Here is a 25,627-nt window from a genome sequence, read left to right as displayed (position 1 = left end):
GGGAGCAGCATCATGGCCATGAAACCCGGCGATATTGAAGACCTGATCAAGGCGGGCATTCCCGGCGCCAAGGTGGTGATACGCGACCTGGCGGGCGACGGCGACCATTATGCAGCGGAAGTCGTTGCGGAGGCCTTTCGCGGCAAGACCCGCGTGCAGCAGCACCAGATGGTCTATGACGCGCTGAAGGGCAATATGGGCGGAGTGCTGCACGCACTCGCCCTGCAAACTTCGGTTCCTGAAGCCTGACCTGCCATTTCTGGCGGGTCTTCAAACTATCACGTCTTTTTGTCTTTGCCTGCCTTTCGGGATGATGACAGTCTTCCCCGGCACCCTAATGGATCTTGCAAGATGAGCAATCCGCTGACCAGTTTCATCCGCGACCTCGTGCGCACCATCAAGGCGGAATTCGCCGAACGTCGCCGCCACAAGGAAAATCGCCGCCGTCCCGCCTCAGCGGAGCCGGTTTCCGAGAAAAAAGTGGTGGTGGCCCGCGCCAATCATCGCAGCAAGTCGGCCCGTCAGGCGCGCCGCATCACCCGCAATCGCGGCTGAAAACGGCCTGTTTTACTGTAGAGTGCTTTTCTCGGACGAAAAAACTACCTATATACGAGACAACAGATATCCGGCAAAGCAGCGGCCTTGACCCGCATGTGAAAGGAAAAACCATGAGCGGCGTACAGGAATTCATTAGCAACGAAATCAAGAACAACGACGTGGTTCTGTTCATGAAGGGCACGCCGCAGTTTCCGCAGTGCGGCTTCTCCGGTCAGGTCGTGCAGATTCTCGATTATATCGGTGTCGACTATAAGGGCATCAATGTGCTGGCCGATCAGGAAATCCGCCAGGGCATCAAAGATTATTCCAACTGGCCGACCATTCCGCAGCTCTATGTCAAGGGCGAATTCATCGGCGGCTGCGATATTGTCCGCGAAATGTTCCAGGCTGGGGAATTGCAGACGCATCTGCAGGAAAAAGGAATAACCACAAAGGGTGCTGCCTGATTTTTTTGGGCGACAGCCAGCGGTTTAGCCGTTAAGAGATAGGGGCAACCCTCCCCCACGAAGCGTCGCGTTGCGGCGCTTTTTTGTTGTTCTGGATTACGCAATGTCCGTTTCATCCACAAGCACGCCCACGGTCCTCAGAGGCATGGGCAAGGCAGAATTTGTTGCCATTTGCGCGGCATTGATGGCGTTGAATGCCCTCGCCGTCGATATCATGCTTCCAGCCCTGCAGCAGATTGGCGAATCGCTGCAGGTCACCAACGAAAACCACCGCCAGTTGATCGTCACCGCCTACCTTCTCGGCTTTGGCGTTGCACAATTGTTCTATGGACCGCTTTCCGACCGTTTCGGCCGGCGCATTCCGCTGTTGCTGGGCCTTGTGGTCTATGTCATCGGCGCCTTCGCGATTACCGCAACCTCCTCCTTTACCACGCTGCTCATCCTGCGCTTCATTCAGGGTGCGGGCTCGGCGGGAACGCGTGTCATCACCATTTCCATCGTTCGTGACGTCTATGGCGGACGCCAGATGGCCGAGGTCTCCTCGCTCATCATGATGGTCTTCATGATCGTGCCGATCATCGCACCGGGCACGGGTCAGGCCATCCTGTTCCTGGGCGAATGGCACCTGATCTTCATCTTCATCGGCCTGGGCGGCATGCTCGTCGGTGGCTGGATGTTCCTGCGGATGCCGGAGACCCTGGACCCTCAGAATGTCCGTCCGTTCACACCTTCGGTCATTCTCTCCGGCTTCAAGATCGTTCTGACAAACCGGACGGCGCTTTGTTATACGATCGCCAGCGCCTTCGTCTTCGGTGCGCTCTTCGGCTTCATCAACTCGGCGCAGCAGGTCTATGGAGAAATCTATGGTCTTGGAAAATGGACACCCGTGGCCTTCGCCACCGTGGCGGTGCTGATGTCCGGCTCCGCCTTCATCAATTCAAAGCTCGTCGTCAAGCTTGGCATTCGCAAGCTTTCGCATTGGTCGCTGATCGGCTTCATCTGCACCACAGGCATATGGCTGCTTGTGCAGGTCATGGGGCCAAGTCCCATGCCTTTCCTGCTGTTCATGGCCTTTTTCAGCTTCTCCATGTTCCAGTTCGGCTGGATCGGCGCCAATTTCAACGCGCTTGCCATGGAGCCGCTGGGCCATGTGGCCGGAACGGCCTCTTCCGTGCTGGGCTTCATGGGTACGGTGGGTGGCTCCACCATCGGCGCGTTTATCGGTCAGGCCTATGATGGAACGGCAACGCCGCTCGTCTGCGGCTATTTCTTCCTCGGCATCATCGGCTTGCTTTTTGTGCTGCTGGCGGAGAAGGGCAAGCTGTTCCGTCCGCAGAACGCACCTGTCAAAGAGTGACGCAATTCAAGCAGAACAGGAACTTCCGAGTTCTGGGGACATGATGGTAAACGAAAAATCCGCCGCCTGTCAGGCGGCGGATCATGAACGCATTTACACTTATTCCGAAATCAAACGGTAAAAACTTTTTCCCGCAACTCCTGCCAAGCGTCCTTGTCGGGCGCAATCAGCAGCCCGCCATCGGTATGATGCGGCAGATAGGGCGTGCCATCGAAGCGGGCAGCATAGGCTCCAGCTTCCTGCATCAGCAGCGTTCCGGCCAGATGGTCCCAGGGCATCAGCTTGTTATACATGGCGAAATGCAGGTGCCCCTGCGCCAGGATGCGGTACTCGTGCGCCGCACAGCGATAGCTGGTGAAGAGCCGCACATCCGCCAGATTGGCCAGGATTTTTCGCCGCGTCTCCAGATCGAAAAAGCCGGTATTGGCAATGCCGATCATCTGGGAAAGCTCAGGCGCCGGAACGACATTCATCTGCTCCTGCTCGCCATCAGCCTTGCAGAGCCACGCGCCGCTGCCCTTTTCCGCAATTGCCCAGTCATTGCCGATGGGATCGTAGATGAGCCCGGCCACCGTCTCGCCCGCCTTCACCACACTCATCATGACGCCGAACAGCGTCAGACCGGCGGCAAAATTGAAAGTGCCGTCAATGGGATCGACGATGACGGCAAGGTCGGCATCCTTGATCTTGCCAAGGAGTGCCGGATCTGCCGCCACGGCCTCCTCGCCAATGAACAGCGCCTCAGGCAGAAGACGCTCGATCCCGGCACGGATTACCCTTTCAGCGGCCTCATCCGCCTCGGTGACGAGGTCGATGGCCTCCGTCTTAATGCGGACATCGTCCTCACCGAGATTGCGGAACCGCGGCAGGATTTCCTGTACCGCCGCCTCCTGCAGCAGGTTTGCGAGTGCGGCGATATCAAGCGTATCCATGGCGCGTCCTTTCATTGACTAAAGCATGTCGCGCAAAAGTGCGCAGCGGCTTTGCGCGACATGCGCTAAAACAAGACATTACAGCGCCGTGCGCCATATATGGCGCACAAAGGTTCGCTGTAACGCTTTAAATCTGCTGCATAATTTTAGCCTTAAATCGATTCCGATTTAAGGAATTATGCAGTAAAGCACGTTGCATGAGGCTGATAAGCCGCAACGTGCTTTATTCAGCGTGAACGATTTCCCGCAGTATCATCTCCCAGCTCTCCCGGTCGGGCGCGGAGAGAATGCCTCCTGTCGTCTCGCCCGGCAGATAGGGCGAGCCGTCGAATTTCGCCGTGATGCCACCGGCCTCGGCGTGGATCAGCACGCCCGCCAGATGATCCCACGGCATCAGCTTGTGATGGCCGATGAAATGCACCTTTCCGGTCGCGGCCATCCAATATTCATAGGCCGAGCAATTATAGCCGAAGGCCATCTTGGTCTTGGCAAGATTGCCGGCAATGCGGCGCTTTTCGCCGTAGCCGAGGTCGTTGATGGAAATGGTGCCGACCATTAGAGAGAGATCGACAGGCGCTGCCACCTTCACGGCGGTTTCCACCCCATCGGCCCGCCGCATGCGCGCGCCTGCGCCCTTTATCGCAATCAGGCTGTCTCCCAGCACGGAATCATGAATGATGCCAGCCACCGTCTGCCCCTTACTAACGACAGCCATATTGGTGCCATAGATCGGCAGCCCGGCCTGGAAATTGAAGGTGCCGTCGACGGGGTCGATGACGAAGGCAAGCTCGGCTTCGCGCAACGCCTCGATCAGCGCCGGATTGGTCTCGCAGGCCTCCTCGCCCACCACCAGCGCATCCGGCCAGCGCGCCAGCAGGTTCTCCGTCATGTGCTTTTCCGACAGAAGGTCGGCATCGGTCACGAGATCGATGGAGGATTTCTTTTCCACCACATCGGTGGCGGCAAGACGGCGGAAGCGGGGGAAGATTTCGGCTGCGGCAGCCTGCTGGACGAACTGGAGCACCAGTTCGACATCCTGATCCTGAAACACGGAAGATGATCCTTAGATAAAGTCGAGACCTGCGCCTTTGCTCTCCTCATGTGAAGGCTTCGTGACAGCAAGGGCAGAAAAGTCAAAAAGCGTGCGATCCATCAGATGCGAGGGGTTTACATGCGCCAGCGCCCGCAGCATGGCATCCTTGCGGCCCGGCATTTTCGCCTCGATGCCCGCCAGCATCTCCTTCATCGCATTGCGCTGCAAGCCATCCTGCGAGCCGCAGAGATCGCAGGGAATGATGGGAAACTGCATGGCGGCGGCAAATTTGGCCAGATCGTCCTCCGCCGCATAGGCCAGCGGGCGCAGCACCATCAGGTCCCCTTCGTCATTGAGAAGCTTTGGCGGCATGGCCGCAAGCCGGCCACCGTGAAAGAAATTCATGAAGAAGGTTTCGAGAATATCCTCGCGGTGATGGCCGAGCACCAGCGCATCACAGCCTTCCTCCCGGGCGATTCGGTAAAGATTGCCACGCCGCAGCCTTGAACAAAGCGAGCAATAGGTAGCGCCCTGCGGCACCTTTTCCTTCACGATGGAATAGGTATCGCGATATTCGATCCGATGAGCCACGCCGATCGAGGTCAGATAGTCCGGCAGGACATGCTTGGGAAAATTGGGCTGGCCCTGATCGAGATTGCAGGTAATGAGCTCCACCGGCAGCAGGCCGCGCCACTTGAGATCCAGGAGCAGCGCCAGCAGGCCATAGCTGTCCTTGCCGCCGGAAAGGCCGATCAGCCAGCGCTTCTGGCCTTTCAGCATGTCGAAATCCTCCAGCGCCTGCCGCAACTGCCGCAGCAGCCGCTTTCTCAGCTTGTTGAAGGAAACGCTGCGCGGCGCATGGGCAAAGAGCGCATGACCGGAGACCTCGTCTTCGGCTATCACACTCTCATTCTCATCCAGCGCAGGCTGCAAGGCGGCTGTCATCAATAGGGTTCCCCATCTGTAAGCCGGTCGCTGCCCGTCCGGTCTCAACCCTTACTGCCGCATCAGTTCCGCGAATTCAACCTCTCGCGTTGCCACCCGGCGCTCGCGGGCAACCAAAACCGGATCCACGATGCCGGGACGGCACATCATGACCGCATCATCCGGCGCGTTGCGCAGCACGAATTGCAGGGTCTCGCGGAACCGCTGCGGATTGCGCTTTTCATAAAAGCCGACCAGCGGGCCGCGCACTTCATAACCGGCCTCGCGCATTTCCGCGTTGAAGCCATTGGCCATGCGCTCCACCACGGCAATCTTGCCTCGCTGCGGCAGGCCCAGCGCCAGCCCCTGCTGCGGCTCGCCGCGCAGCCATGGGCTCTTGCCACGCGGGCTGATCAGCAGTTCCCGCCGCGCCTTCAGCCAGTCACGCACCACCGGCAGGAAGTGCACATGCTGGTAGCCATCGATATAATCCGGCACGCGGCCTACGGCATCCACGAAGGCGTTGAGCTGGGCATCCAGCTCCCGCTGCAGCTTGCCCTTGTCCACCCCGCCCAGCAGCCATTGCGAAATGCGCCGCCGCAGCGAACACATCGGCTTAACCCCGCTCAGCGGCATGAAACTCGTCAGGGTCAGATGCAGACCGACCTCGCCGCCACAGGCGTCAATCACCGGCATCAGCAATTCGGCTTCATCACGCCAATCGGCAAACACGGTCATGCAGCTGGTGCCGCGCACCTTGCGCTGCTCCAGGAGGGCACGAATGGCCGCATCCACCCCGGGCGACAGACCATATCCGTCCGCAATGATATGGAGCGGCTTTTTATTGGCTCGTATATCCATCATCAGCATCGAGACTCTCACTGTGTTGCGGCTGTCGCCATGCGGGTATCTGCGTGTATCGCCCTTCGGCGACCCCTCAGCAGACACATTTTTTTGCACTGCGGCAACTCAGGAAAAACCCAGGTTCCCTGTTGTGGCAGACGCCGACTTTTTTTTCAGATCGCGCCTGCACCTGTTTCACGAAGCCGCCTGAAGCAGCCGGGGCAGGAAATCCTTCCAAGGACCCGGACATGCTCCGAAGAGCGGCAAAACTCAATTTCCGAACACCGACCATCCGGTGCGGATGGCCAGCATCTCCAGCGCTTCGGAGCCGAGCGCCGAATTGCCGACCTTGTTCAAGCCAGGCGACCAGACTGCAATGGATGCCTTGCCCGGTGCTATCGCCAGAATGCCGCCACCTACGCCGCTCTTGCCTGGCAGGCCGACGTGATAGGCAAAATCACCCGAGCCGTCGTAATGGCCGCAGGTCAGCATCAGCGCATTGATACGGCGCGCCCGCTTCGGTGAGACCACGGAAAAGCCCGTCAGCGGATTGGTGCCGCGATTGGCAAGGAACAGACCGGCCCGCGAAAGCTGCACGCAGCTCATGGCAAGGGCGCACTGGTGAAAATAGGTGCCGAGCACCAGATCCGCCGGATGCTCCAGATTGCCGAAGGAGCGCATGAAATTGGCAAGCGCAAAGTTGCGGAAGCCTGTGGCCTGCTCTGAGCGCGCCACCTTCTCATCAATGGTTATGCTCTCGTCATCCGCCAGAAAGCGAATGAACCGCAGGAACTCGCCAATCGCCTCACGCGGCTTGTGGCCGGCCAGCACCATGTCGGTGATGACGATGGCCCCGGCATTGATGAAGGGGTTACGCGGAATGCCGTGCTCGTGCTCCAGCTGGACGATAGAGTTGAAAGCCGAACCCGAAGGTTCACGCCCCACCCGCTTCCAGATGCTTTCCCCAGCCTTGCCCAAAGCCAGCGTGAGCATGAAGACCTTGGAAATGCTCTGCACCGAAAAGGCGGTGGTCGCATCGCCGGAGTGGAAAGTCTGGCCATCCACCGTGGTAACGGCAAGACCAAACTGCCGGGGATCGATATTGGCAAGCTCGGGTATGTAATCCGCCACGCGCCCTTCACCCAGGCGCGGCGCCATCATACTTGCGATGTCATCCACAATGGCTTGCAGATCCATCTGTCCCTCGTCTTTCCCCAAAGCCATTCTGCCTTGTTCCTGCTGCACTGCAAACAGAAAAAGCCGCCCCGAAGGACGGCTTTCCCCATTGCACAAGCAAAATCAGCGCGAATAGAATTCGACGACCAGCTGCGGCTCCATGATGACCGGGTACGGAACATCGGTGAGGCCGGGAATGCGGGCGAAGGTTGCAACCATCTTGTTGTGGTCAACTTCGATGTAGTCCGGAACATCACGCTCGGCGAGCTGGACGGATTCCAGAACCGTAACGAGCTGCTTGGACTTCTGACGAACTTCGATCACATCGCCGGGCTTGCAGCGATAGGAGCCGATGTTGACGCGAACGCCGTTCACGGTCACGTGGCCGTGGTTGACGAACTGGCGAGCCGCCCAGACGGTCGGAACGAACTTGGCGCGATAGACGATGGCGTCCAGGCGCGATTCGAGCAGGCCGATCAGGTTTTCGCCGGTGTCGCCCTTGCGGCGGTTGGCTTCTTCATAGATGGCGCGGAACTGCTTCTCGCGGATATCGCCGTAATAGCCCTTCAGCTTCTGCTTGGCGCGCAGCTGCACGCCGAAGTCGGAGAGCTTGCCCTTGCGGCGCTGGCCGTGCTGGCCCGGGCCGTATTCGCGGCGATTGACCGGGGACTTCGGACGGCCCCAGATGTTTTCGCCCATACGACGATCGATTTTGTACTTGGAAGATGCGCGCTTGCTCATCGTATTTCCTTGGTTTTTATGCCCTTGCGGGCTTGTTGTTCAGGAAACACGCCCTCCTTTGGATTGCCTTGCGGCGCTCCTGACAGGCACTTCATTTTTCATAAGAAAGGAAGTCGCCACGGGACATGTCATGGTAACACCGGACATTTCTACCCTGTGCTGGCGGGGTCTCTAGTCCCGCCCAACAAAAATGTCAAGAAGAAGGCTTGAAACGTGATCGTGGCCGCCACATCTACGGGGCAATGCAGCATCGGGCCCCTCTGACGCGAGTGCCGGATTCCCGTGATGTCGATGCTGTAATCAAAAACCCTTCCGGTAAGGAAACCCTCCTATGGATTTTCTTTGGGTCGACATGATGGGCAAGCCAGTCTGGATGTGGCTTTTCTTCATCGCAATCGTTCTCTTTCTTCTCGTTCTCGATCTCGGCGTTCTCCATAAGAAAAGCAAGGAAATCGGCATGGCCGAGAGCTTTGCCTTTTCTGCCTTCTATATTGCGCTCGGCGTGCTGTTCGGCGGCTGGATTTGGTGGCAATCAGGCCAGCAGGCGGGCCTTGAATATCTCACCGGCTTCGTGATCGAAAAAAGTCTGGCGATGGACAATATCTTCGTCATTGCCATGATCTTCAGCTATTTCGCCATTCCCCGCGCCTACCAGCACCGTGTGCTGCTTTACGGTATCCTGGGCGTCATCATCCTGCGTGGCATCATGATCGCCGCCGGTGCGGCCATTGTCGAAAGCTACCATTGGGTTCTCTATTTCTTCGCAGCCTTCCTGGTCTTTACCGGCGTGAAGATGCTGCTGAGCGCCGACAAGGAATATGACGTCGCCTCCAATCCCGTGCTGAAATTCGTGCGCCGGCACCTGCCGGTGACCGAAAAGCTGGAAGGCGATCACTTCGTGGTGCGCAAGGCCGATGAACAGACCGGCAAGATGAAGACCTATATCACGCCACTGCTGCTGGCGCTGATCATGGTCGAATTCGTGGACCTCGTCTTCGCGGTCGACTCGATCCCGGCCATCTTCGCCATCACCACCGACCCTTATATCGTCTACACCTCGAACATCTTCGCCATTCTGGGTCTCCGGGCGCTCTATTTCGCCCTGTCAGCCCTGATCCACCGCTTCGCTTACCTCAAATATGCGCTGTCGGTCGTGCTGATCTTCATCGGTTCCAAGATCTTCATCGCCGACATGCTCGGCCTTGCCAAGATCCCGCCGATGATCTCGCTGACCATCACGCTCGGCATCCTGGCCGCCGGTATCATCGGCTCGCTCTGGGCGACGCGGAAGGAAGACGAGAAAAAGGCAATCTCGGAGTAATCTCTCCGAGATCCAGCAACGGAAAAGGGGCGGCCCGCAAGCCGCCCCTTTTTCATGCGTTCAAACAGTTCCGGAGCGCGGATCAGATAACCGTCAGCGTCCAGGCCACGATATCGCCGCTGACCTTGGCGAAGGCCTGCGACAATGCATCCACCATGGCCTGATTGTCGCCGCTGCGGGCGGGGACAACGGCTGAGAAAACGCGTTGTGCAATCACCGTGCCATTGCGGTCGTTGAGCAGCTTGGCCGAGATTTCCACCTTGGCATGACGGCCGCCGCTTGCCTCGATCTCGAAGCTGCGAATATCCGAGATCAGCTGGTAATCGATGGCCAGCCCCTGCCCCGGCTTGCCGACACCGCCGAGCTTGCCGGTATTTTCAAAGGCTTCGACCAGCTTGGCCTGCACCATGCGCGGCAGCTTGTCGCTCCACTGCGATTTCGCCAGATACTGCATTTCCGTACCGGAAACGCGCACCACAATCATTTCACTGTCCAGCACCTTCAGCGCCGTCGGATCCTGCACCAGAATCTGCCGCTTCTGCGCCTGAGCCTTGACCGGGGAAGCCATGAGGTCCCGTGTCGCCAGGTCATAGGTATCGTTCGGCGTGCTGCCGCAGGCGGATAGGGCAAGAACCATGGCCGAGGCCGCCAAAACCCGCAGGGAAGCCCTGCGCACCGTGCCTGTACTCCCAGCACCCATAACCAGCCCTCTTACCCATTGCCGGTCTTTCCCGGCCTTGATGATCCCGATCGTCATTTCGGTGTCCATGTCATGCGGCTCGTCAAGCAGCGCTCCCGATCAGCGCCGCACCCGTCCGTCATATTGTTTCACGTTATCGCCGCCGAAGATAAGCCGCTGCGGATCGCGGTCGAAATTGCTGATGGTGTCATCAAGGTTCTTCACCGTCGCGCGGGTGTCGTTGACCAGCGATTGGATATCCTTCAGGCCCGACGAAGAGAATTTCGACAGATTGTCGGCAATCGGCCCGATCTTCTGGTTGAGATTATCGGCAACCGCACGGATCGATTCCAGCGTGCGCCGCGCTTCGGCAGAGAGCGAATTCGTATCGTCCGATCCGAGCAGTTGATCCACCTTCACCAGAATGCCATCGACACGGCCGGAGGCGTTGTTGAGCGTATTGGCAAGCTGGGTGAAATCGGTGATCGCCTTGTCGATATCTTCCTGGCGATTGCGGATCTTCTCGCTGACCGAGCGGAAATCATCGACGCTCTTGCGCGCATCCGCCACCGCCACGGACACGTCATCGACAATCCGCGCCACCTTCTGGTCATCCACCGAGGCGATGAGCTTGTCCACCTTATCCAGCGTGCCCTGTGCCTTTACGCCGAACTGATTGTAGGTCTGCGCCGTGGCGTTGAAGCTGTCGATGGCCGTGCCGATCTTGTCGGAGGCATCGGAAATGCGCTGCGTGAAGGTTTCCGCATTGGTGAGGATCTGGTTGACCTTCTGGCGGTCCACCGCCTTCAGCAGGTCTTCCGCCGCCGCCAGTGTTGCATCCAGACGTCCCGAAAGACCGGAAACCGTATCCGAAAGGGCGCTCACGCTCTTCAGGAACGTATCGATGCCACCGGCATTGTCAGCCAGCGCCTTGGAAAAGGTCTCGGCATTGCGCACCGTATTGGTCAGCGGCCCGCGTGCATCGGCCACGAAGCCCTGAATGTCGGAAATCGCGTTATCCGCCCGGCGCATGATCTTGTCGGCGGTCGCCAGCAGGTTGGTGACGCTCGACTGGTCTGCCGTCAGCGTCGCCTGCTTGCCCGATTCCCGGGCCCTGTCAAAAAGATTGTCACCGCCCACGCCGCCGGAAAGCTCAATATAGGCGGCACCCGTCAGGCCCTGGATTTCCAGAACCGCCTTGGTATTGGAGCGAATGGGCGAATCCTGCTGCACTTCGGTCTGGGCAATCGAGAAGGCCGGATCATCCCGGTCGATGCTGAGCGACAGCACCGAGCCCACCTGAATACCGTTGAACCGCACCGGCGAGCCGACGCTCAACCCGTTGGCGGAACCGGGAATGCGGATCGTCAGCGGTTCCATCGGTCCGCCACGGCCATATTCCGCCATCCAGTAAATGAAGCCGAAGGCCGCGAGGATCACGATGATCGTGAAAAAGCCGACGATGGAGTAGTTTGCTTTGGTTTCCATGGGTCTCGATCAGTCGCGATTTGGGTTTCTGGCGTCTTTTTTCTGGGGAATGGAACGGGCGCGCTTGCCCCGGAAGTAGGACTTCACCCAGTCGTCGTCGCAGTTGAGCATATCGGTTAACGTTCCCTCAACCAAGACCCGTCTCTCCCCCAGCACCGCGATGCGGTCACAGACGGAAAACAGGCTGTCCAGGTCATGGGTGACCATGTAGACGGTCAGGCCCAGCGTATCGCGCAAGCGGGCGATCAGATCGTCGAACTCCGCAGCGCCGATGGGATCCAGGCCTGAGGTGGGCTCATCGAGGAATACGAGATCCGGGTCCAGCGCCAGCGCACGCGCAAGACCCGCACGCTTGATCATGCCGCCGGAAAGCTCGGACGGATATTTGTCCCCCGCATCGGGATGAAGCCCCACCATCTGGATCTTCATATAGGCCAGTTCATCCATCAGCCATGGCGGCAGCTTCAGATATTCACGCATCGGCAGCTGGATATTCTCCTTCACCGTCAGCGCCGAGAACAGCGCGCCGTGCTGAAAGAGAACCCCAAGCCGCGTATCCAGCGTCACGCGCTCCGCATCGGTCACCTTGTCGTAATCGGCACCCAGGATCTTGATCGTTCCCGAACGCCGCTCCAGAAGCCTCAGCACGGTCCGCATCAATACCGATTTGCCCGCCCCTGACGGACCGATGAAGCCCAGCACCTCTCCGCGATAGACATCGAGGTTGAGATTGTCGAGCACCACCTTGTCACCGAAGGCAACAGTCAGGTCGCGCACAGACAAGACGGCCTCGCGCTCCGAATGTTCCTCTCTTGCCTCTTCGTCCGCCATCTTCCGGCTCCTAGAAATTGATAGCGCCGTAGAACATGGCAAAAAGCCCGTCCACGAGGATGACGACGAAGATGGATTTCACCACGGAAGCGGTAACGTGATGACCGAGCGATTCGGCGCTGCCGCCGACTTTCTTGCCTTCCACGGCCGCCACGATGGCAATGATCACCGCCATGAACGGCGCCTTGATCATGCCCGCCATCAGCGTGGAAAAATCCACCGCCTCATGCAGGCGCGACAAAAACACCTGGAAGGTGATGCCGGAATAGACCCAGGAGACAATGGCTGCTCCATAGAGAGCCGCGAAATTGGCAATGATCGTCAATAGCGGCAGCACGATAACCAGCGCCACCAGGCGGGGCAGCACGAGAACGCCGATCGGGTTGAGACCAATCACCTTCAGGGCGTCGATTTCCTCGCGCATCTTCATGGAGCCGATTTCGGCGGTGATGGCACTGCCGGAGCGACCGGCGATCATGATGGCTGTCAACAGCACGCCGATTTCACGCAACTGCAAAATGCCGACGAGATCGACCACGAAGACTTCCGCGCCGAAATAGCGCAACTGGAAAGCGCCTTGCTGGGCGATGATCGCCCCAATCAAAAAGGACATCAGCGTGATGATGGGAACCGCCCGCACACCCATATGGTCCATCTGATTGACGATGGAGGCGATGGATGCCGTGCCGCCGCGCTTTTCCTTCGACTGGGTGCCGCGCACGGCGGACCCCAGCACATAGGTCATGTCGACCATGTCATGCCATAGTGAAACAGTGCCCCGCCCCACAGGCTCCAGCACGCGCTGATAAAGCGGGCGGTCATCCTTTTTCTTTTCAGGCGTCGGCGGTTTTTCCGGCAGGGCCGCGACCAGCTCGCGCATGACATCGCTGCCGCCGACGAGGGACACATCGCCCTTGTCACCGGCTGCAAGCTGGATGCGGCGGATGAGCCACGCACCGGATGTATCGAGAGAAGAAATGCCGGACAGGTCCACTTCCGTCCGCGCGGCGCCTTCAGGCTTCAGATCCTGTAATTGCGGCAGAACCGTATGGATCGTGTGGTTGCGCCACGGACCACTCAGGCGCAGCCTGAGACCGGCTCCACCTTCCAGTTCTTCGGCCTCAACCGTTGCCATCTCCGCGGGGGTGGACGTCAATTTAGGTAAACTTTCAAAGCCATTGCTGGATTACATCACCGAGGAGACCTCGAAACCACGGGGAATATATAGAGCCTGTCCAGCAATTCCACTCACCGCAACGTGAAAAGTGTCGGCCAGCCCTAAAACGACACTTTCATGCACAGGCTTTTTCGCCCGCCAGCCCGGAAAACCTCTTGATCAGGCCATCCGGCTCTCGGCGGCGATAACCACCGGCTCGGAAACCGGGCGAATCGCAGCCGGTTTCGGCAGCATTTTCGGCTCCGGTTCGAGACCTTGCATATCGCCCCACTCGATCAGTTCGAAGGCACCGTCATAATGCTCCACCACGGCAGTGCAGCTTTCCACCCAATCGCCTGTATTGATGTAGTCGATCCCGTCCATATTGGCGATGACCGCGTGATGGATGTGGCCGCAGATCACGCCATCCACCTCGGCGCGGCGCGCCTCTTCCACCACCACCTTCTGAAACTCGCCGATGAAGTTGACGGCATGCTTCACCTGCAGCTTGGCCCAGGCCGAGAACGACCAGTAGGGCATGCCGAGACGGCGGCGCACGGCGGACAGCAAGACATTGATGGCAATGGCCGTGTCATAGGCCCAATCACCCAGATAGGCGAGAAGCCGGGCATTGCGCACTACAACGTCGAACTCGTCGCCATGCAGCACCAGATAGCGCTTGCCGTCCGCCGCTTCGTGGATGATGCGATCCTTCACCTCGATACCGCCGAAATGCGTGCCGGGGAAATCCCGCAGGAACTCGTCGTGATTACCGGGAATATAGATGATGCGCGTGCCCTTGCGTGCCTTGCGCAAGAGCTTCTGCACCACGTCATTGCAGCCCTGCGGCCAGTACCAGCTGCGTTTCAGCCGCCAGCCATCGACAATATCGCCTACCAGCACGATGGTGTCGGCTTCGTAGAGACGAAGAAAATCCAGCAGAAAATCCGTCTTGGCCGCCTTGGAGCCAAGATGAACATCAGAAATAAAGAGAGTTCTTACATGCCGCGTTTCGCCGGATCGGATATCAAACGGTTCGCTCACGGAATTTGTCCTTTTCGCGGTCACAACCCATGGCATTCTGAAAACCAGACTCGTATTTCAGGATGATGACATTGCAGCCGCGCGCGCAGCGGAAAACCAGTCAAAAGTCGGGGATTTCCCGGAAAATCCGATGAAAAAACAAAAAGCTTGGCTGTTTGACCACGGTTGTGGGAAAAATCAGAACGCCCGGCACAATCCCCAGATCATGGAAATATGTTCTGGCTCCGTCGCACTTTTGTTGTATGAGGGACAAAGTGAGATAGATAGACCAAACCGGCAAGATGATGACTGACGACAAGACAAAAACATCCGTACCATCTGGCGACCTGGACTCCCAGGCCCTGTTCTATCACCTGCATCCGCGTCCGGGTAAGCTGGAAATCCAGCCGACCAAGCCGCTGGGCAACCAGCGCGACCTGGCGCTGGCCTATTCGCCGGGTGTTGCCGCTCCCTGTCTTGCCATTCGCGACAATCCGGCCGCAGCAGATGATTATACCGCCCGCTCCAACCTCGTTGCGGTGATTTCCAACGGAACCGCGGTTCTCGGCCTTGGCAATATCGGCCCGCTGGCCTCCAAGCCGGTCATGGAAGGTAAGGCGGTTCTTTTCAAGAAATTCGCCGCCATTGATGTCTTCGATATCGAAGTCGATGCCACCACCGTCGAGGGCATGGTATCCACGGTAGCGGCTCTCGAGCCCACCTTCGGCGGCATCAATCTCGAAGACATCAAGGCGCCGGAATGCTTCGAGATCGAGCAGCAATTGCGCGACCGCATGAACATTCCGGTGTTCCACGACGACCAGCATGGTACTGCCATCATCGTCGCCGCCGCCGTGCTGAACGGGCTGGAACTGGCTGGCAAGAAGCTGGAAGACGTGAAGATCGTCACCTCCGGTGCCGGCGCCGCAGCGCTTGCCTGCCTCAACCTTCTGGTGGAGCTTGGTGCCAAGCGCGAAAACATCTGGGTTCACGACATCGAGGGCCTTGTCTACAAGGGCCGCAATGAACTCATGGACCGCTGGAAAGAGGTCTATGCCCAGGAAAGCGACAACCGGGTGCTGGCCGACAGCATTCCCGGCGCCGATGTCTTCCTCGGCCTCTCCGCCGCTGGCGTCCTGAAGCAGGAATTGCTGGCGCAGATGGCCGAAAAGCCGCTGATCATGGCGCTGGCCAATCCGAAGCCCGAAATCATGCCGGAAGAGGCGCGCGCCGCCCGCCCGGATGCCATGATCTGCACCGGCCGGTCGGACTATCCCAACCAGGTCAACAACGTCCTCTGCTTCCCCTATATCTTCCGGGGCGCGCTGGATTGCGGCGCCACCACCATCAACGAGCAGATGAAGATGGCCGCCGTGAAGGCGATCGCCGCTCTGGCCCGCGAGGAGGTGTCGGAAGTGGCCGCCAAGGCCTATAGCGGCGATACGCCTACCTTCGGTCCGGAATATCTGATACCCTCGCCCTTCGATCCGCGTCTCATCCTGCGGATCGCCCCGGCTGTCGCAAAGGCTGCCGAGGAAAGCGGTGTCGCCCGCCGCCCGATTGCCGATTATGATGCCTATCTGGATCAGTTGAACCGCTTCGTCTTCCGCTCCGGTTTCGTGATGAAGCCGATCTTTGCGGCGGCCAAGAACGCCCAGAAGAAGCGGGTTATCTTTGCCGAAGGCGAGGATGAGCGCGTGCTGCGCGCCGCGCAGGTGCTGCTGGAAGACGGGATTGGCGAGCCGATCCTGATCGGCCGCCCGCAGATCGTTGAGACGCGCCTGAAGCGTTTCGGTCTGCGCATTCGTCCCGGTGTCGATTTCTCCATCGTCAATCCGGAAGACGATCCGCGCTACCGCGATTATGTCGATGACTATTTCGCGCTGGTTGGCCGCGCCGGTATCAACCCGGAAGCCGCCCGCACCATCGTGCGCACCAATACGACGGTGATCGGCGCACTGTCGGTGAAACGTGGTGAAGCCGATGCGCTGATCTGCGGTCTGGAAGGCCGCTTCGACAAGCATGTGCGCGACGTGCGGCAGATCCTGGGCAAGAAGCCCGGCGTGCGGGATTTCTCCGGCCTCAGCCTGCTGATTTCGCCGCGCGGTGCGGTGTTCATGACGGATACGTTCGTAACCGAAAATCCCTCCTCGGAGGAGATTGCGGAAATGACCATTCTCGCCGCCCAGACCATTCGCCGCTTCGGCATTGCCCCGAAGGCGGCTCTGCTGTCGCATTCCAATTTCGGTTCGCGCAATTCCGAAAGCGCCCGCAAGATGCGCGCCGCCTTGCAGATCCTGCGCCAGGAAGCGCCGGAACTGGAAGTGGATGGTGAAATGCAGGGAGGTTCTGCCCTTTCCGACAGCCTGCGCCGCCGCGCCATGCCGGATAGCACGCTGACGGGCGAGGCCAATCTGCTGGTCTTCCCCAATCTCGATTCGGCCAATATCTCGCTGGGTCTGGTACGCACCATGACGGACGCCCTGCATGTAGGACCGATCCTGCTGGGGGCCGCTATGCCCGCGCATGTGCTATCAACGTCGGTCACCTCGCGTGGCGTCGTCAACATGGCAGCACTTGCGGTGGTCGAGGCCAACCAGCCGGAGTGAAAGAGCTAAACCGGGGTGGTCCAATGCGCCCCGGTGTTCATCTGGAAGGAAAAAACATGTCGGACTGGTCGTCAGCGCAATATCTGAAGTTCAATGACGAACGCAGCCGCCCTGCCCGCGACCTTCTGGCCCAGGTGGCTGTTGCCAATCCGAAGAGTGTGGTGGATCTCGGCTGCGGGCCGGGAAACTCCACCGGGCTTCTGGTTGCCCGCTGGCCGGAGGCCGGGATTTCCGGTCTCGACAGCTCTCCCGACATGCTCGCCAAGGCGAGACAAACCCTGCCCGGCCTGCACTTCGAACAGGCCGATGCTGCGACCTGGCGACCGGAAGAGCCGGTGGATGTGGTGTTTTCCAACGCAATGTTTCAATGGCTGCCCGATCACCTGGCTGTGCTGCCACGGCTGATGAATGAGGCGCTGGCCCCGCACGGCATTCTGGCCGTGCAGATGCCGGATAATCTTCAGGAACCGACCCATGTGCTGATGCGCGAAGTGGCATCGGAAGGGCCTTGGGCGGAGAGACTCGCCGCCGTTCATCGTGCGCCATTGGCGCGGGTGGAGGATTATTATGACGCCTTGAGCCCGTTCAGCCAGCAGATCGACCTGTGGCACACGATCTACAACCACCCGCTGGACAGTGTGGATGCCATCGTCGAATGGGTGAAGGGCACGGGCCTTCGACCCTTCATCGACCCGCTGCAAGAGGATGAGCGCGCCGAGTTTCTCGCCCGCTACCGCGACAGGCTCGCAACCTTCTACAAACCCGCCGCCGATGGCAAGGTGCTGCTGCGCTTTCCGCGGGTTTTCATGGTGGCAAGGCGCTCAAGCAATTCCAGAAAAGTGCATAGCGGTTTTCCGTCCGGAAATGCGTAAAAACAAAGCCTTAGAACTGCTCGGTGTTTCTTTGAACCACCGAGCAGTTCTAAGCGCTCTAAAAAGCATCCTTACGAATCCAGAAAATCCAGTCCGATATCCAGCACCGGTGCGGAATGGGTGAGCCAGCCCATGGACAGGAGATCGACGCCGCTTTCAGCAACCGCCGCCGCATTGGCAAGCGAAATACCGCCAGACGCCTCGGTAATGGCGCGACCGGCAACGATGGTCACGGCTTTCCGCAACTGCTCGGGCGTCATATTGTCCAGCAGCACGGCATCGGCACCTTCTTCCATCGCTTCGTGAAGCTGTTCGAGCGTATCGACCTCTACCTCGATTTTCAGAAGATGGCCCGCCGAAGTCTTGGCGCGTTTCAGCGCCTCCTTCACGCCGCCTGCAATGGCGATATGGTTGTCCTTGATCAACACGGCGTCCGCCAGCGAAAAGCGGTGGTTCATGCCGCCGCCCATTCGTACCGCGTATTTTTCCAGCGCGCGCAGGCCGGGCGTTGTCTTGCGGGTGCAGACGACGCGCGCTTTGGTATGAGAGACGGCCTCCACCACCTGCGACGTGACGGTGGCGATGCCGGAGAGATGGCCGAGAAAATTCAACGCCACCCGTTCCGCCGTCAGCAGAGCGCGGGACGGGCCGCTGATCGTCGCCAGAACGGCTCCCGCCCGCACCTTTGCGCCGTCAAACACATGCCGATGCCGCTCAAAGACAATGGCCGGATCGACCAGCCGAAAAGCCATTTCCGCGAGGTCCAGCCCGGCAATCACGCCATCGCGCCGCACCGCCATCACCACGCGGGAGCGGTGATCGGCGGGGATGACGGCATTCGAGGTAACGTCACCGGCAAGCCCGAGATCTTCCACCAGCGCCGCATGAACCAGTGGCTCCACCATCAGGCGCGGGAGAGAAACAGCAGTCATATCAGGCACTCCGTGCTTCGGGATGGGAAAGAATGGCGCGTGCGGCGGCCAGTGCCTCGCTGAGCGTCATGATCTGCCGCTGGGATCGGGGCTGCGGCAGGGGAAAATCGCTGCGCGCATGGCCGCCCCGCGATTCACGGCGCTGATAGGCGAAAACGCCGATCAACAGCGCCACCAGCGCCGGCTGGGTGGCTGGACCGTCCTCTTCCACCATCGGCAACAGCTCTTCGAGCGCCGCATAGAGGCCAGCGGCATGGCGAATGACGCCGAAATGGCGCGAGACAATAGGGCGGACAGCCTCATCCTCCACCGCGCATTCTGCCGATGGCAGGGCATGGAATGATGGCATCACCACCGGTGCCCGGCGAATATCCTCGGCGACGCGCTGGCCCATGACAGCAGCCTCCAGCAGGGAATTGCTGGCCAGACGGTTTGCCCCGTGCAGCCCGGTGCAGGCCACTTCGCCCGCCGCCCAAAGGCCTGGAACAGAGCTGCGCCCCCGCAAATCGGTTGCGACCCCACCCATGTGATAATGTGCCGCCGGGCTGACGGGAATGAGATCCCGCGCCGGATCCACGCCCGTGGCGCGGCACAGGGTATGGATGGCGGGAAAGCGAGCGCCGAATCGTTCTCCGAGTGCTTGGCGGGCATCGAGAAAAACCCGGCGACCCGTGGCGAGTTCAGCGCTGATGGCCCGCGCCACCACATCACGCGGCGCAAGCTCCTGGCCGGCAATCGTGCTCATGAAACGTTCGCCCCGGTCATTGACGAGCAAAGCCCCCTCGCCGCGCACGGCCTCGCTCACCAGCGCCAGAGGTCGTGTTCTGCCCGCAAGTGCGGTTGGGTGAAATTGCACGAATTCCATATCCGCGAGCTTTGCCCCGGCCCGTGCCGCCAGCACAATGCCCTGACCGAAATTGCCCGCAGGATTGGTCGTGGCCTGAAAAAGCCCGCCGAGCCCGCCGGTAGCCAGCACGACACGGCTGGCGGCGATGAACTTTCGCTCTCCATCCTGCCCCGCCACCACCAAACCTGCCATTCGGCCATCCGTGGTGAGCAATCGCTCCGCGCTGTGATGCTCCAGAAAATGGATGGAGGGCGTGGCCCGGGCGGCGCGTACCATGGCCCGCAGGATCTCAGCCCCGGAGGAATCACCCGCCGCATGCACGATACGGCGGCGGCCATGGGCGGCCTCAAGGCCGAGCGCCAGCCTTCCTTGTCCGTCGCGATCGAAGACGACACCGAATCCTTCCAGTGTTGCAATCGCCTCCCGCGCCGCGCCGGTGATGGCATGGACGGCATCCGAATCGCAAAGCCCATCGCCTGCGGCAAGTGTATCTTCGGCGTGCAGCGCTGCATCGTCATCTTCGCCCAATGCGGCGGCAATGCCGCCCTGTGCCCATTGGCTGGAGCTTTCCTCACCAAGTCCGGCGCGAGTGACGACCACCACCGGCTGCGGCGCAAGGCAAAGCGCGGTCATCAGCCCCGCCAGTCCGCTGCCGACTACGATGACGGGATTGTCGGGCAATGAGCTCATACCGCCAGCATCCTTTCCACCGCCCGGCGGGCGGCATCGGCTATGGTTGGATCGACCGTCACTTCATGGCGGTTTTCCTCCAGTGCCTGCCGGATGTTCTTGAGCGTGATCCGCTTCATGTGCGGGCAGAGATTGCAGGGTCGCACGAATTCCACATCGGGGTGATGCACGGCGACATTGTCGCTCATCGAGCATTCGGTGATCAGCACCACGCGCCCAGGCTTTTCGCGTCCGACATAATCCGACATGCCAGCGGTGGAGCCCGCGAAATCGGCCGCCTTTACCACATCCGGCGGGCATTCAGGATGGGCCAGAACCACAACGCCCGGATGCGCCGCCCGCAATTCCCGAATATCGTCGGCGGTGAACAGTTCATGCACCTCGCAATGGCCATGCCAGGTCAGGATTTCCACGCTCGTTTCCCGCGCCACATTTTGCGCCAGATATTCATCCGGCAGCATCAGCACCTTCGGCACGCCGAGCGATTCCACCACCTGCCGGGCATTGCCAGAGGTGCAGCAGATATCGGAGGCAGCCTTCACCGCAGCGGACGTATTCACATAGGTGATGACCGGCACGCCGGGATGCGCCTGCCGCAACAGGGCAATGTCCTCGGGCGTGATCGAATCGGCCAGCGAACAGCCTGCCCCCATATCCGGGATCAGCACGGTCTTTTCCGGGTTGAGCAGCTTGGCGGTCTCGGCCATGAAATGCACGCCTGCCAGCACGATGACATCGGCTTCAACCTCCATCGCCTTGCGCGCCAGCGCCAGGCTGTCGCCGACAATGTCGGCCACGCCATGGAAAATCTCTGGCGTCTGATAGTTATGCGCCAGGATCACCGCATTGCGGCGCTGCTTCAGCGCCAGGATCGCCTCCACATCATCCTCAAAAGACAGCCATTCGGCCTGGGGAATCACACGCGACACCCGCTCATAAAGCGACGGCAAGGCGATATTCATGGCTCACTCCCTTTCTACTCACAATGAGTATATGGGGAGAAAGGGTTATTCTCGTTTCGAGTTTATGTCAATCACGGGAGGATCTTTTTTAGAAAGGTGCTATCAATTGCGCGAAAGCGGCAGTTTGGAGCCCGAAAGCGCCCGCTCTTCCAGCACCGCATGCCGGTAGCGGAACAGCTTTGCGGGCCGGCCCCCGGTCTCGCTCGCCATCTCGCCGGTTTCCTCGATGAGGTTTTGCTGGTCGATCTGCCTGCGAAAATTGGGCTTGTGCAGAGTCAATCCCGCCAACGCCTCCACACAGCGCTGCAATTGCAGCAGTGTGAAGCTCTCCGGCATCAGTTCGAAGACGACTGGACGGTATTTGATCTTGGCGCGCAAGCGGGCAATGCCCGTTGCCAGAATACGGCGATGATCGGAAAACATGACACGCCCGGAGCCTTGATCGGCGCCAGCCTCCTGCACGAGGCCTGCCTCGAACATCAGTTCGTAGCGCTGCAAGACGAGATCCTCATTCCAGTCCATACCGTTGAGGCCGAAGGAAAAATCGATCCGCCTCTGCCGGTTCTCACGGCGACTGGCCTCCCGCGCCGCCCAAAGGTTAAGCGCGCCGATAATGGGCTCGAGGCAGGCGGGGCGACCGTTGCGATGATCCTCCCACGGAAAATAGCCGTACCAGCCATGCCAACCCGGATGACCGGGGCCCGGCGCGGCCTGCTCGCGCACAAGACCGAGATAGCTGATGGAAATCGTCCTGCCGCCCTCGCCAGGCGCGCGGTCCTTGTCGGCGAAGGTATAGAGCTGCTCCAGATAGCCAACGGGATGCCCCGTCTGCTCTTCGATCCATTCGCGCAGCCCGCCTTGCAAGCTACGGTGGCTGACTTCGAACGGACCCGAAGGCAAAGCCTCGCCGCTGCGCACCGTCATCACGCGCGGCTCATCGCCGGTCACGGCGGTCAGAACGGCAATCAATTCGGCATGAGCCGTCGCACCCAGCAAGAAATTAAGCCCCTTCACGACCTGTTCTGAACAACCTGTGGAAAGCGGCAGAGCCCGCCAAAGAAGAACATATGTGTTTTATCCGCAAACGCCCGAAGGAGAAAGTCCTTTGATTTCATATCCATGGGCTTGGAAGCCTGCCGCCCGTTGACGGCCCCCTCCCCGGAAACCTCCTTAATTTACGAGGCAATCAAGAATAGCAAAACATATTCACCGAAAACGAGAGCATCCTACCGCGATACACGCTTTAAATCCGAATATTATACTCCAGTGAAGAATTTCAAATAAAACAAAATGATATTATTGTGATATAAATATAGATATAAATTTCTAAAATATAACTCAATTTCAGGTCATGCGACATTTTGTCGATCTGTTATTCAATATCAGAAATAACGATCTGCATTATCGTAAATGCACACACAACACCACAGGGGCACCTATGAACCGTAAAAGTATATTCACCGTCTCCGCCTTGATGACCGTGCTTGCAGCGCCAGCAGCCACATGGGCTGCAAGTTGTACGCCGTCCATTACTGAAGCAGAGGTACAACAGGCCCAGCAGAATTGGGGAAAAGGACTTGTCGCAATTGGTGCAGCGCAAGATCCCAAGGCCACGGCGGAAAAGTTCATTTCGGAAACCTATGCCTATCAGGATGGCAAGGTTCTGTTCAAACCCACCAAGGCAGCCGTCACCGAATTCCGTGACACGCCTGACGAGGCGCTGTCTTACTTCGTCAAGGGTTCACTGCCGGAAGATCAGGGCTTTGCGCTTGCGCCCTACACGAATGTCCGGTTTGAAAATCACGCCATCACCTATGACTGCAACACCGCCATTTCCATGGGCAATTATTACTTTACCGGCAAGGATGGCTCCGTCACCAAGGTGGACTACACCATGGGCTTCATCAAAACGGCGGATGGAAAGCTGAAGATCAATATCCAGCATTCTTCGCTGCCTTACGTGCCGCATAGCTAATAATGCGAAAAGGGGATGGCTTTAGGGTATGTGGACATTCGCCCCTGAGCGGGCTGCAAACGGCGATTTCCTACGCTTACCTAGGCTCATGTACTCAAGTACACTCCGCTCCGGTTCTCGAAAATCACCGTTTTCGCCACGCCCAAAGCCGAATGTCCACACACCCTACGCCATCCCCTTCTCTTTTCGGGCAAATTTTAGTTCAGGCCGTCTTTTTAGTGGCCTTGCGCTTTACATCCGGCGGCGTTGCCTCGTCGGCAAGCCTTGCCACCGCCTCATCCAGCGAAAGCGAAACCTGCTCCTGCGAGCCGAGGCGGCGAATATTGACCGTACGCTCTTCCGCTTCCTTGCGGCCGCAGACGATGATGACCGGCACCTTGGTCACCGAATGCTCGCGGATCTTGTAATTGATCTTTTCGTTGCGGAAATCGGTTTCCACCTCAAGCCCCGCATCGCGCAGCAGTTCGGCCACTTCACGGCCGTAATCGTCGGCATCGGAGGTGATCGTCGCCACGACCACCTGAAGCGGCGCAAACCACAACGGCATGTGACCGGCGAAGTTCTCGATCAGAATGCCGAGGAACCGCTCCATCGAGCCGCAAATGGCACGGTGGATCATCACCGGCTGGGTCTTTTCCGAATTCTGGTCGATGTAGAAGGCGCCGAAGCGTTCCGGCAGGTTGAAGTCAACCTGTGTGGTTCCGCACTGCCAGTCACGCCCGATGGCGTCTTTCAGCGTGTATTCGAACTTCGGACCGTAGAAGGCGCCTTCGCCCGGCAGAATGCCGGTCTTGATGCGGCCGCCAGACTGCTCCTCGATGGTCTTCAACACATCCATCATCACGCTTTCGGCGCGATCCCACAGAGCATCAGACCCGACGCGCTTTTCCGGACGGGTGGAAAGCTTCACCACCACTTCCTTGAAGCCGAAATCCTCGTAAACCGACAGGATGAGATCGTTGATGCGCAAGCATTCCGCCGCCATCTGCTCTTCCGTGCAGAAGACATGTGCATCGTCCTGGGTAAAGCCGCGCACGCGCATCAGGCCGTGCAGCGCACCAGACGCCTCATAACGATGCACGAGACCGAATTCCGCAAGGCGCACAGGCATATCACGGTAAGACTTCAACCCGTGCTTGAAGATCTGAACATGGCCGGGGCAGTTCATCGGCTTCAAGGCAAAGATGCGCTGGTCGGCCTCTTCATCGTCGGGATGGGTAAAGGCATGCGCCGATTTCACGGCAAACATGTTTTCCTGATACCAGCCCCAGTGACCGGAGGTTTCCCACAGCGACTTGTCCAGCACCTGCGGCGCGTTGACTTCCTGATAGGTGCCGGACAGGCGGCGGCGCATATAGGCCGTCAGCGCCTGGAACATGCGCCAGCCCTTGCCGTGCCAGAACACAACGCCGGGGCCTTCTTCCTGGAAATGAAAGAGATCCATTTCCCGGCCCAGCTTGCGGTGATCGCGCTTTTCAGCTTCCGCCAGCACATGCAGATACTGGTCGAGATCGGCCTGCTCGGCCCAGGCGGTGCCGTAGATGCGCGTCAGCATCGGATTATTGCTATCGCCGCGCCAGTAAGCCCCTGCCACCTTCATCAGCTTGAAGGCCGTGCCGATCTGGCCGGTCGACGCCATATGCGGGCCACGGCAGAGGTCGAACCAATCGCCCTGATAGTAAATCTTGACGTCCTGATCTTCCGGGATCGCATCGACCAGCTCGACCTTGTAGGCTTCCCCCTTGGCGGCGAAAACCTCCTTGGCCTTGTTGCGCGGCCAGACTTCCTTGCGGAAGGCCTGGTTGCGGCCAATGATTTCCTTCATCTTCTTTTCGATCTTCGGCAGATCGTCCGGGGTGAAGGGCTCATTCTTGGCGAAGTCGTAATAGAAGCCGTTTTCGATCACCGGACCGATGGTTACCTGCGTGCCGGGCCACAGCTCCTGCACGGCTTCTGCCATGACGTGAGCGCAGTCGTGGCGGATCAGTTCCAGCGCGCGCGGATCGGTGCGGGTGATGATTTCGATTTTTCCGCTGGTCACCGGATCGGCAAGGTCGCGAACTTCGCCATCCAGCGCGATCGCAACCGCCTTCTTGGCCAGCGATTTAGAGATCGATTCGGCGACGTCCTTGCCCGTTGCGCCAGCCTCGAAGCTGCGCACGGAACCATCGGGAAATGTAAGGGAAACGGCTTCAGACATGATAGCTCCACTCCAGTCCCGCCAACCAATGC

At 59.3% G+C, this 25,627-nt stretch carries 25 protein-coding genes; 9 read left to right on the top strand and 16 right to left on the bottom strand.

The annotated features are described in order from the left end of the window. Positions 1 to 12: 12 nt before the first annotated feature. The 4 genes from QO005_RS11670 to QO005_RS11655 all read left to right on the top strand — a co-directional run bounded on the left by QO005_RS11670 (position 13) and on the right by QO005_RS11655 (position 2,361). Entirely contained in the window at positions 13 to 249 is a 237-nt protein-coding gene (locus tag QO005_RS11670; protein WP_307158208.1) for a BolA/IbaG family iron-sulfur metabolism protein, read from the top strand. A 102-nt stretch (positions 250 to 351) separates the two neighbouring features. Beyond that, positions 352 to 555 (top strand): hypothetical protein, encoded by a 204-nt coding sequence (locus tag QO005_RS11665; RefSeq protein ID WP_307158207.1) that lies wholly within the window; start codon positions 352 to 354, stop codon positions 553 to 555. A 113-nt stretch (positions 556 to 668) separates the two neighbouring features. Then, positions 669 to 1,004: a Grx4 family monothiol glutaredoxin gene (grxD, locus tag QO005_RS11660; protein ID WP_307158206.1), complete on the top strand. Its 336-nt coding sequence runs from the start codon at positions 669 to 671 to the stop codon at positions 1,002 to 1,004. A gap of 145 nt (positions 1,005 to 1,149) precedes the next feature. Continuing rightward, positions 1,150 to 2,361 carry a multidrug effflux MFS transporter gene (locus tag QO005_RS11655; RefSeq protein WP_307158310.1) on the top strand — a complete coding sequence of 404 codons (1,212 nt, stop codon included), beginning with the start codon at positions 1,150 to 1,152 and terminating at the stop codon, positions 2,359 to 2,361. 110 nt (positions 2,362 to 2,471) lie between these two features. On the opposite strand, the gene QO005_RS11650 is transcribed toward QO005_RS11655, so the two are convergent. The 6 genes from QO005_RS11650 to rpsD all read right to left on the bottom strand — a co-directional run bounded on the left by QO005_RS11650 (position 2,472) and on the right by rpsD (position 8,010). Next, complete coding sequence (locus QO005_RS11650; RefSeq protein ID WP_307158205.1) at positions 2,472 to 3,293, bottom strand: inositol monophosphatase family protein; 822 nt, start codon at positions 3,291 to 3,293, stop codon at positions 2,472 to 2,474. Positions 3,294 to 3,516: 223 nt separating this feature from the next. Further along, on the bottom strand, positions 3,517 to 4,344 hold the full coding sequence (locus tag QO005_RS11645) for an inositol monophosphatase family protein (protein WP_307158204.1): 828 nt from the start codon (positions 4,342 to 4,344) through the stop codon (positions 3,517 to 3,519). A 12-nt stretch (positions 4,345 to 4,356) separates the two neighbouring features. After that, the gene (gene ttcA / locus QO005_RS11640; RefSeq protein WP_307158203.1) at positions 4,357 to 5,271 is read right to left on the bottom strand and encodes a tRNA 2-thiocytidine(32) synthetase TtcA; all 915 of its coding nucleotides are present in this window, start codon (positions 5,269 to 5,271) and stop codon (positions 4,357 to 4,359) included. Positions 5,272 to 5,322: 51 nt separating this feature from the next. Then, positions 5,323 to 6,114: a ChbG/HpnK family deacetylase gene (locus tag QO005_RS11635; RefSeq protein WP_307158202.1), complete on the bottom strand. Its 792-nt coding sequence runs from the start codon at positions 6,112 to 6,114 to the stop codon at positions 5,323 to 5,325. Positions 6,115 to 6,363: 249 nt separating this feature from the next. Then, positions 6,364 to 7,290: a glutaminase gene (locus QO005_RS11630; protein ID WP_307158309.1), complete on the bottom strand. Its 927-nt coding sequence runs from the start codon at positions 7,288 to 7,290 to the stop codon at positions 6,364 to 6,366. A 102-nt stretch (positions 7,291 to 7,392) separates the two neighbouring features. Continuing rightward, positions 7,393 to 8,010: a 30S ribosomal protein S4 gene (gene rpsD / locus QO005_RS11625; protein WP_307158201.1), complete on the bottom strand. Its 618-nt coding sequence runs from the start codon at positions 8,008 to 8,010 to the stop codon at positions 7,393 to 7,395. A 331-nt stretch (positions 8,011 to 8,341) separates the two neighbouring features. Here rpsD and QO005_RS11620 point away from each other — a divergent pair, with 331 nt between their 5' ends. Then, positions 8,342 to 9,331 (top strand): TerC family protein, encoded by a 990-nt coding sequence (locus QO005_RS11620; RefSeq protein WP_307158200.1) that lies wholly within the window; start codon positions 8,342 to 8,344, stop codon positions 9,329 to 9,331. An 82-nt stretch (positions 9,332 to 9,413) separates the two neighbouring features. Here the strand turns inward: QO005_RS11620 and QO005_RS11615 are convergent, their stop codons facing one another. The 5 genes from QO005_RS11615 to QO005_RS11595 all read right to left on the bottom strand — a co-directional run bounded on the left by QO005_RS11615 (position 9,414) and on the right by QO005_RS11595 (position 14,529). After that, the gene (locus QO005_RS11615) at positions 9,414 to 10,031 is read right to left on the bottom strand and encodes an ABC-type transport auxiliary lipoprotein family protein (protein ID WP_370878057.1); all 618 of its coding nucleotides are present in this window, start codon (positions 10,029 to 10,031) and stop codon (positions 9,414 to 9,416) included. Positions 10,032 to 10,130: 99 nt separating this feature from the next. Continuing rightward, complete coding sequence (locus QO005_RS11610; protein ID WP_307158199.1) at positions 10,131 to 11,498, bottom strand: MlaD family protein; 1,368 nt, start codon at positions 11,496 to 11,498, stop codon at positions 10,131 to 10,133. A gap of 9 nt (positions 11,499 to 11,507) precedes the next feature. Then, entirely contained in the window at positions 11,508 to 12,329 is an 822-nt protein-coding gene (locus QO005_RS11605) for an ABC transporter ATP-binding protein (RefSeq protein ID WP_307158198.1), read from the bottom strand. A 10-nt stretch (positions 12,330 to 12,339) separates the two neighbouring features. Continuing rightward, positions 12,340 to 13,485: an ABC transporter permease gene (locus QO005_RS11600; RefSeq protein ID WP_370878053.1), complete on the bottom strand. Its 1,146-nt coding sequence runs from the start codon at positions 13,483 to 13,485 to the stop codon at positions 12,340 to 12,342. A gap of 180 nt (positions 13,486 to 13,665) precedes the next feature. Further along, positions 13,666 to 14,529, bottom strand: coding sequence for a UDP-2,3-diacylglucosamine diphosphatase (locus QO005_RS11595; protein WP_307158197.1), 864 nt, complete (start codon positions 14,527 to 14,529; stop codon positions 13,666 to 13,668). A gap of 130 nt (positions 14,530 to 14,659) precedes the next feature. Here QO005_RS11595 and QO005_RS11590 point away from each other — a divergent pair, with 130 nt between their 5' ends. The 3 genes from QO005_RS11590 to tam are packed head-to-tail and all read left to right on the top strand — an operon-like array spanning position 14,660 to position 17,989. Then, positions 14,660 to 14,821 (top strand): hypothetical protein, encoded by a 162-nt coding sequence (locus tag QO005_RS11590; RefSeq protein ID WP_307158196.1) that lies wholly within the window; start codon positions 14,660 to 14,662, stop codon positions 14,819 to 14,821. Continuing rightward, complete coding sequence (locus QO005_RS11585; RefSeq protein ID WP_307158195.1) at positions 14,811 to 17,117, top strand: NADP-dependent malic enzyme; 2,307 nt, start codon at positions 14,811 to 14,813, stop codon at positions 17,115 to 17,117. The genes QO005_RS11590 and QO005_RS11585 overlap by 11 nt, the downstream gene beginning before the upstream one ends. A gap of 56 nt (positions 17,118 to 17,173) precedes the next feature. Further along, on the top strand, positions 17,174 to 17,989 hold the full coding sequence (gene tam, locus QO005_RS11580; protein ID WP_307158194.1) for a trans-aconitate 2-methyltransferase: 816 nt from the start codon (positions 17,174 to 17,176) through the stop codon (positions 17,987 to 17,989). 71 nt (positions 17,990 to 18,060) lie between these two features. On the opposite strand, the gene nadC is transcribed toward tam, so the two are convergent. The 4 genes from nadC to QO005_RS11560 all read right to left on the bottom strand — a co-directional run bounded on the left by nadC (position 18,061) and on the right by QO005_RS11560 (position 22,416). Continuing rightward, positions 18,061 to 18,921 carry a carboxylating nicotinate-nucleotide diphosphorylase gene (gene nadC, locus QO005_RS11575; protein WP_307158193.1) on the bottom strand — a complete coding sequence of 287 codons (861 nt, stop codon included), beginning with the start codon at positions 18,919 to 18,921 and terminating at the stop codon, positions 18,061 to 18,063. Position 18,922: 1 nt separating this feature from the next. Next, a complete protein-coding gene (locus QO005_RS11570; RefSeq protein ID WP_307158192.1) occupies positions 18,923 to 20,458 on the bottom strand; it encodes an L-aspartate oxidase in 1,536 nt (511 codons plus the stop codon). Further along, a complete protein-coding gene (gene nadA / locus QO005_RS11565) occupies positions 20,455 to 21,420 on the bottom strand; it encodes a quinolinate synthase NadA (protein WP_307158191.1) in 966 nt (321 codons plus the stop codon). Before nadA ends, QO005_RS11570 begins: the two co-directional genes overlap by 4 nt. A 102-nt stretch (positions 21,421 to 21,522) precedes the next feature. Continuing rightward, positions 21,523 to 22,416, bottom strand: coding sequence for an NUDIX hydrolase (locus QO005_RS11560; protein ID WP_307158190.1), 894 nt, complete (start codon positions 22,414 to 22,416; stop codon positions 21,523 to 21,525). Positions 22,417 to 22,858: 442 nt separating this feature from the next. On the opposite strand from QO005_RS11560, the gene QO005_RS11555 reads away from it, so the two are divergent. Further along, positions 22,859 to 23,395, top strand: coding sequence for a metal-independent carbonic anhydrase family protein (locus QO005_RS11555; RefSeq protein ID WP_307158189.1), 537 nt, complete (start codon positions 22,859 to 22,861; stop codon positions 23,393 to 23,395). 202 nt (positions 23,396 to 23,597) lie between these two features. Here the strand turns inward: QO005_RS11555 and thrS are convergent, their stop codons facing one another. Then, positions 23,598 to 25,595 (bottom strand): threonine--tRNA ligase, encoded by a 1,998-nt coding sequence (gene thrS / locus QO005_RS11550; RefSeq protein WP_307158188.1) that lies wholly within the window; start codon positions 25,593 to 25,595, stop codon positions 23,598 to 23,600. Positions 25,596 to 25,627 lie beyond the last annotated feature (32 nt).

The organism is Allorhizobium paknamense, assembly GCF_030815125.1.
GTDB lineage: Bacteria > Pseudomonadota > Alphaproteobacteria > Rhizobiales > Rhizobiaceae > Allorhizobium > Allorhizobium paknamense.
The sequence above is the reverse complement of the archived record's forward strand: the minus strand, read 5'-3'. Positions and strand labels throughout refer to the sequence as shown.

Coding starts and splice junctions, on each gene's coding strand:
- QO005_RS11635 (WP_307158202.1), bottom strand. CDS start 6,114: ATGATGGATATACGAGCCAATAAAAAGCCGCTCCATATCATTGCGGAC.
- QO005_RS11605 (WP_307158198.1), bottom strand. CDS start 12,329: ATGGCGGACGAAGAGGCAAGAGAGGAACATTCGGAGCGCGAGGCCGTC.
- nadA (WP_307158191.1), bottom strand. CDS start 21,420: ATGAATATCGCCTTGCCGTCGCTTTATGAGCGGGTGTCGCGTGTGATT.
- QO005_RS11620 (WP_307158200.1), top strand. CDS start 8,342: ATGGATTTTCTTTGGGTCGACATGATGGGCAAGCCAGTCTGGATGTGG.
- QO005_RS11570 (WP_307158192.1), bottom strand. CDS start 20,458: ATGAGCTCATTGCCCGACAATCCCGTCATCGTAGTCGGCAGCGGACTG.
- QO005_RS11665 (WP_307158207.1), top strand. CDS start 352: ATGAGCAATCCGCTGACCAGTTTCATCCGCGACCTCGTGCGCACCATC.
- grxD (WP_307158206.1), top strand. CDS start 669: ATGAGCGGCGTACAGGAATTCATTAGCAACGAAATCAAGAACAACGAC.
- tam (WP_307158194.1), top strand. CDS start 17,174: ATGTCGGACTGGTCGTCAGCGCAATATCTGAAGTTCAATGACGAACGC.
- QO005_RS11655 (WP_307158310.1), top strand. CDS start 1,150: ATGGGCAAGGCAGAATTTGTTGCCATTTGCGCGGCATTGATGGCGTTG.
- QO005_RS11650 (WP_307158205.1), bottom strand. CDS start 3,293: ATGGATACGCTTGATATCGCCGCACTCGCAAACCTGCTGCAGGAGGCG.
- QO005_RS11585 (WP_307158195.1), top strand. CDS start 14,811: ATGATGACTGACGACAAGACAAAAACATCCGTACCATCTGGCGACCTG.
- QO005_RS11555 (WP_307158189.1), top strand. CDS start 22,859: ATGAACCGTAAAAGTATATTCACCGTCTCCGCCTTGATGACCGTGCTT.
- nadC (WP_307158193.1), bottom strand. CDS start 18,921: ATGACTGCTGTTTCTCTCCCGCGCCTGATGGTGGAGCCACTGGTTCAT.
- QO005_RS11670 (WP_307158208.1), top strand. CDS start 13: ATGGCCATGAAACCCGGCGATATTGAAGACCTGATCAAGGCGGGCATT.
- ttcA (WP_307158203.1), bottom strand. CDS start 5,271: ATGACAGCCGCCTTGCAGCCTGCGCTGGATGAGAATGAGAGTGTGATA.
- QO005_RS11615 (WP_370878057.1), bottom strand. CDS start 10,031: ATGGGTGCTGGGAGTACAGGCACGGTGCGCAGGGCTTCCCTGCGGGTT.
- QO005_RS11610 (WP_307158199.1), bottom strand. CDS start 11,498: ATGGAAACCAAAGCAAACTACTCCATCGTCGGCTTTTTCACGATCATC.
- rpsD (WP_307158201.1), bottom strand. CDS start 8,010: ATGAGCAAGCGCGCATCTTCCAAGTACAAAATCGATCGTCGTATGGGC.
- QO005_RS11590 (WP_307158196.1), top strand. CDS start 14,660: ATGAAAAAACAAAAAGCTTGGCTGTTTGACCACGGTTGTGGGAAAAAT.
- thrS (WP_307158188.1), bottom strand. CDS start 25,595: ATGTCTGAAGCCGTTTCCCTTACATTTCCCGATGGTTCCGTGCGCAGC.
- QO005_RS11630 (WP_307158309.1), bottom strand. CDS start 7,290: ATGGATCTGCAAGCCATTGTGGATGACATCGCAAGTATGATGGCGCCG.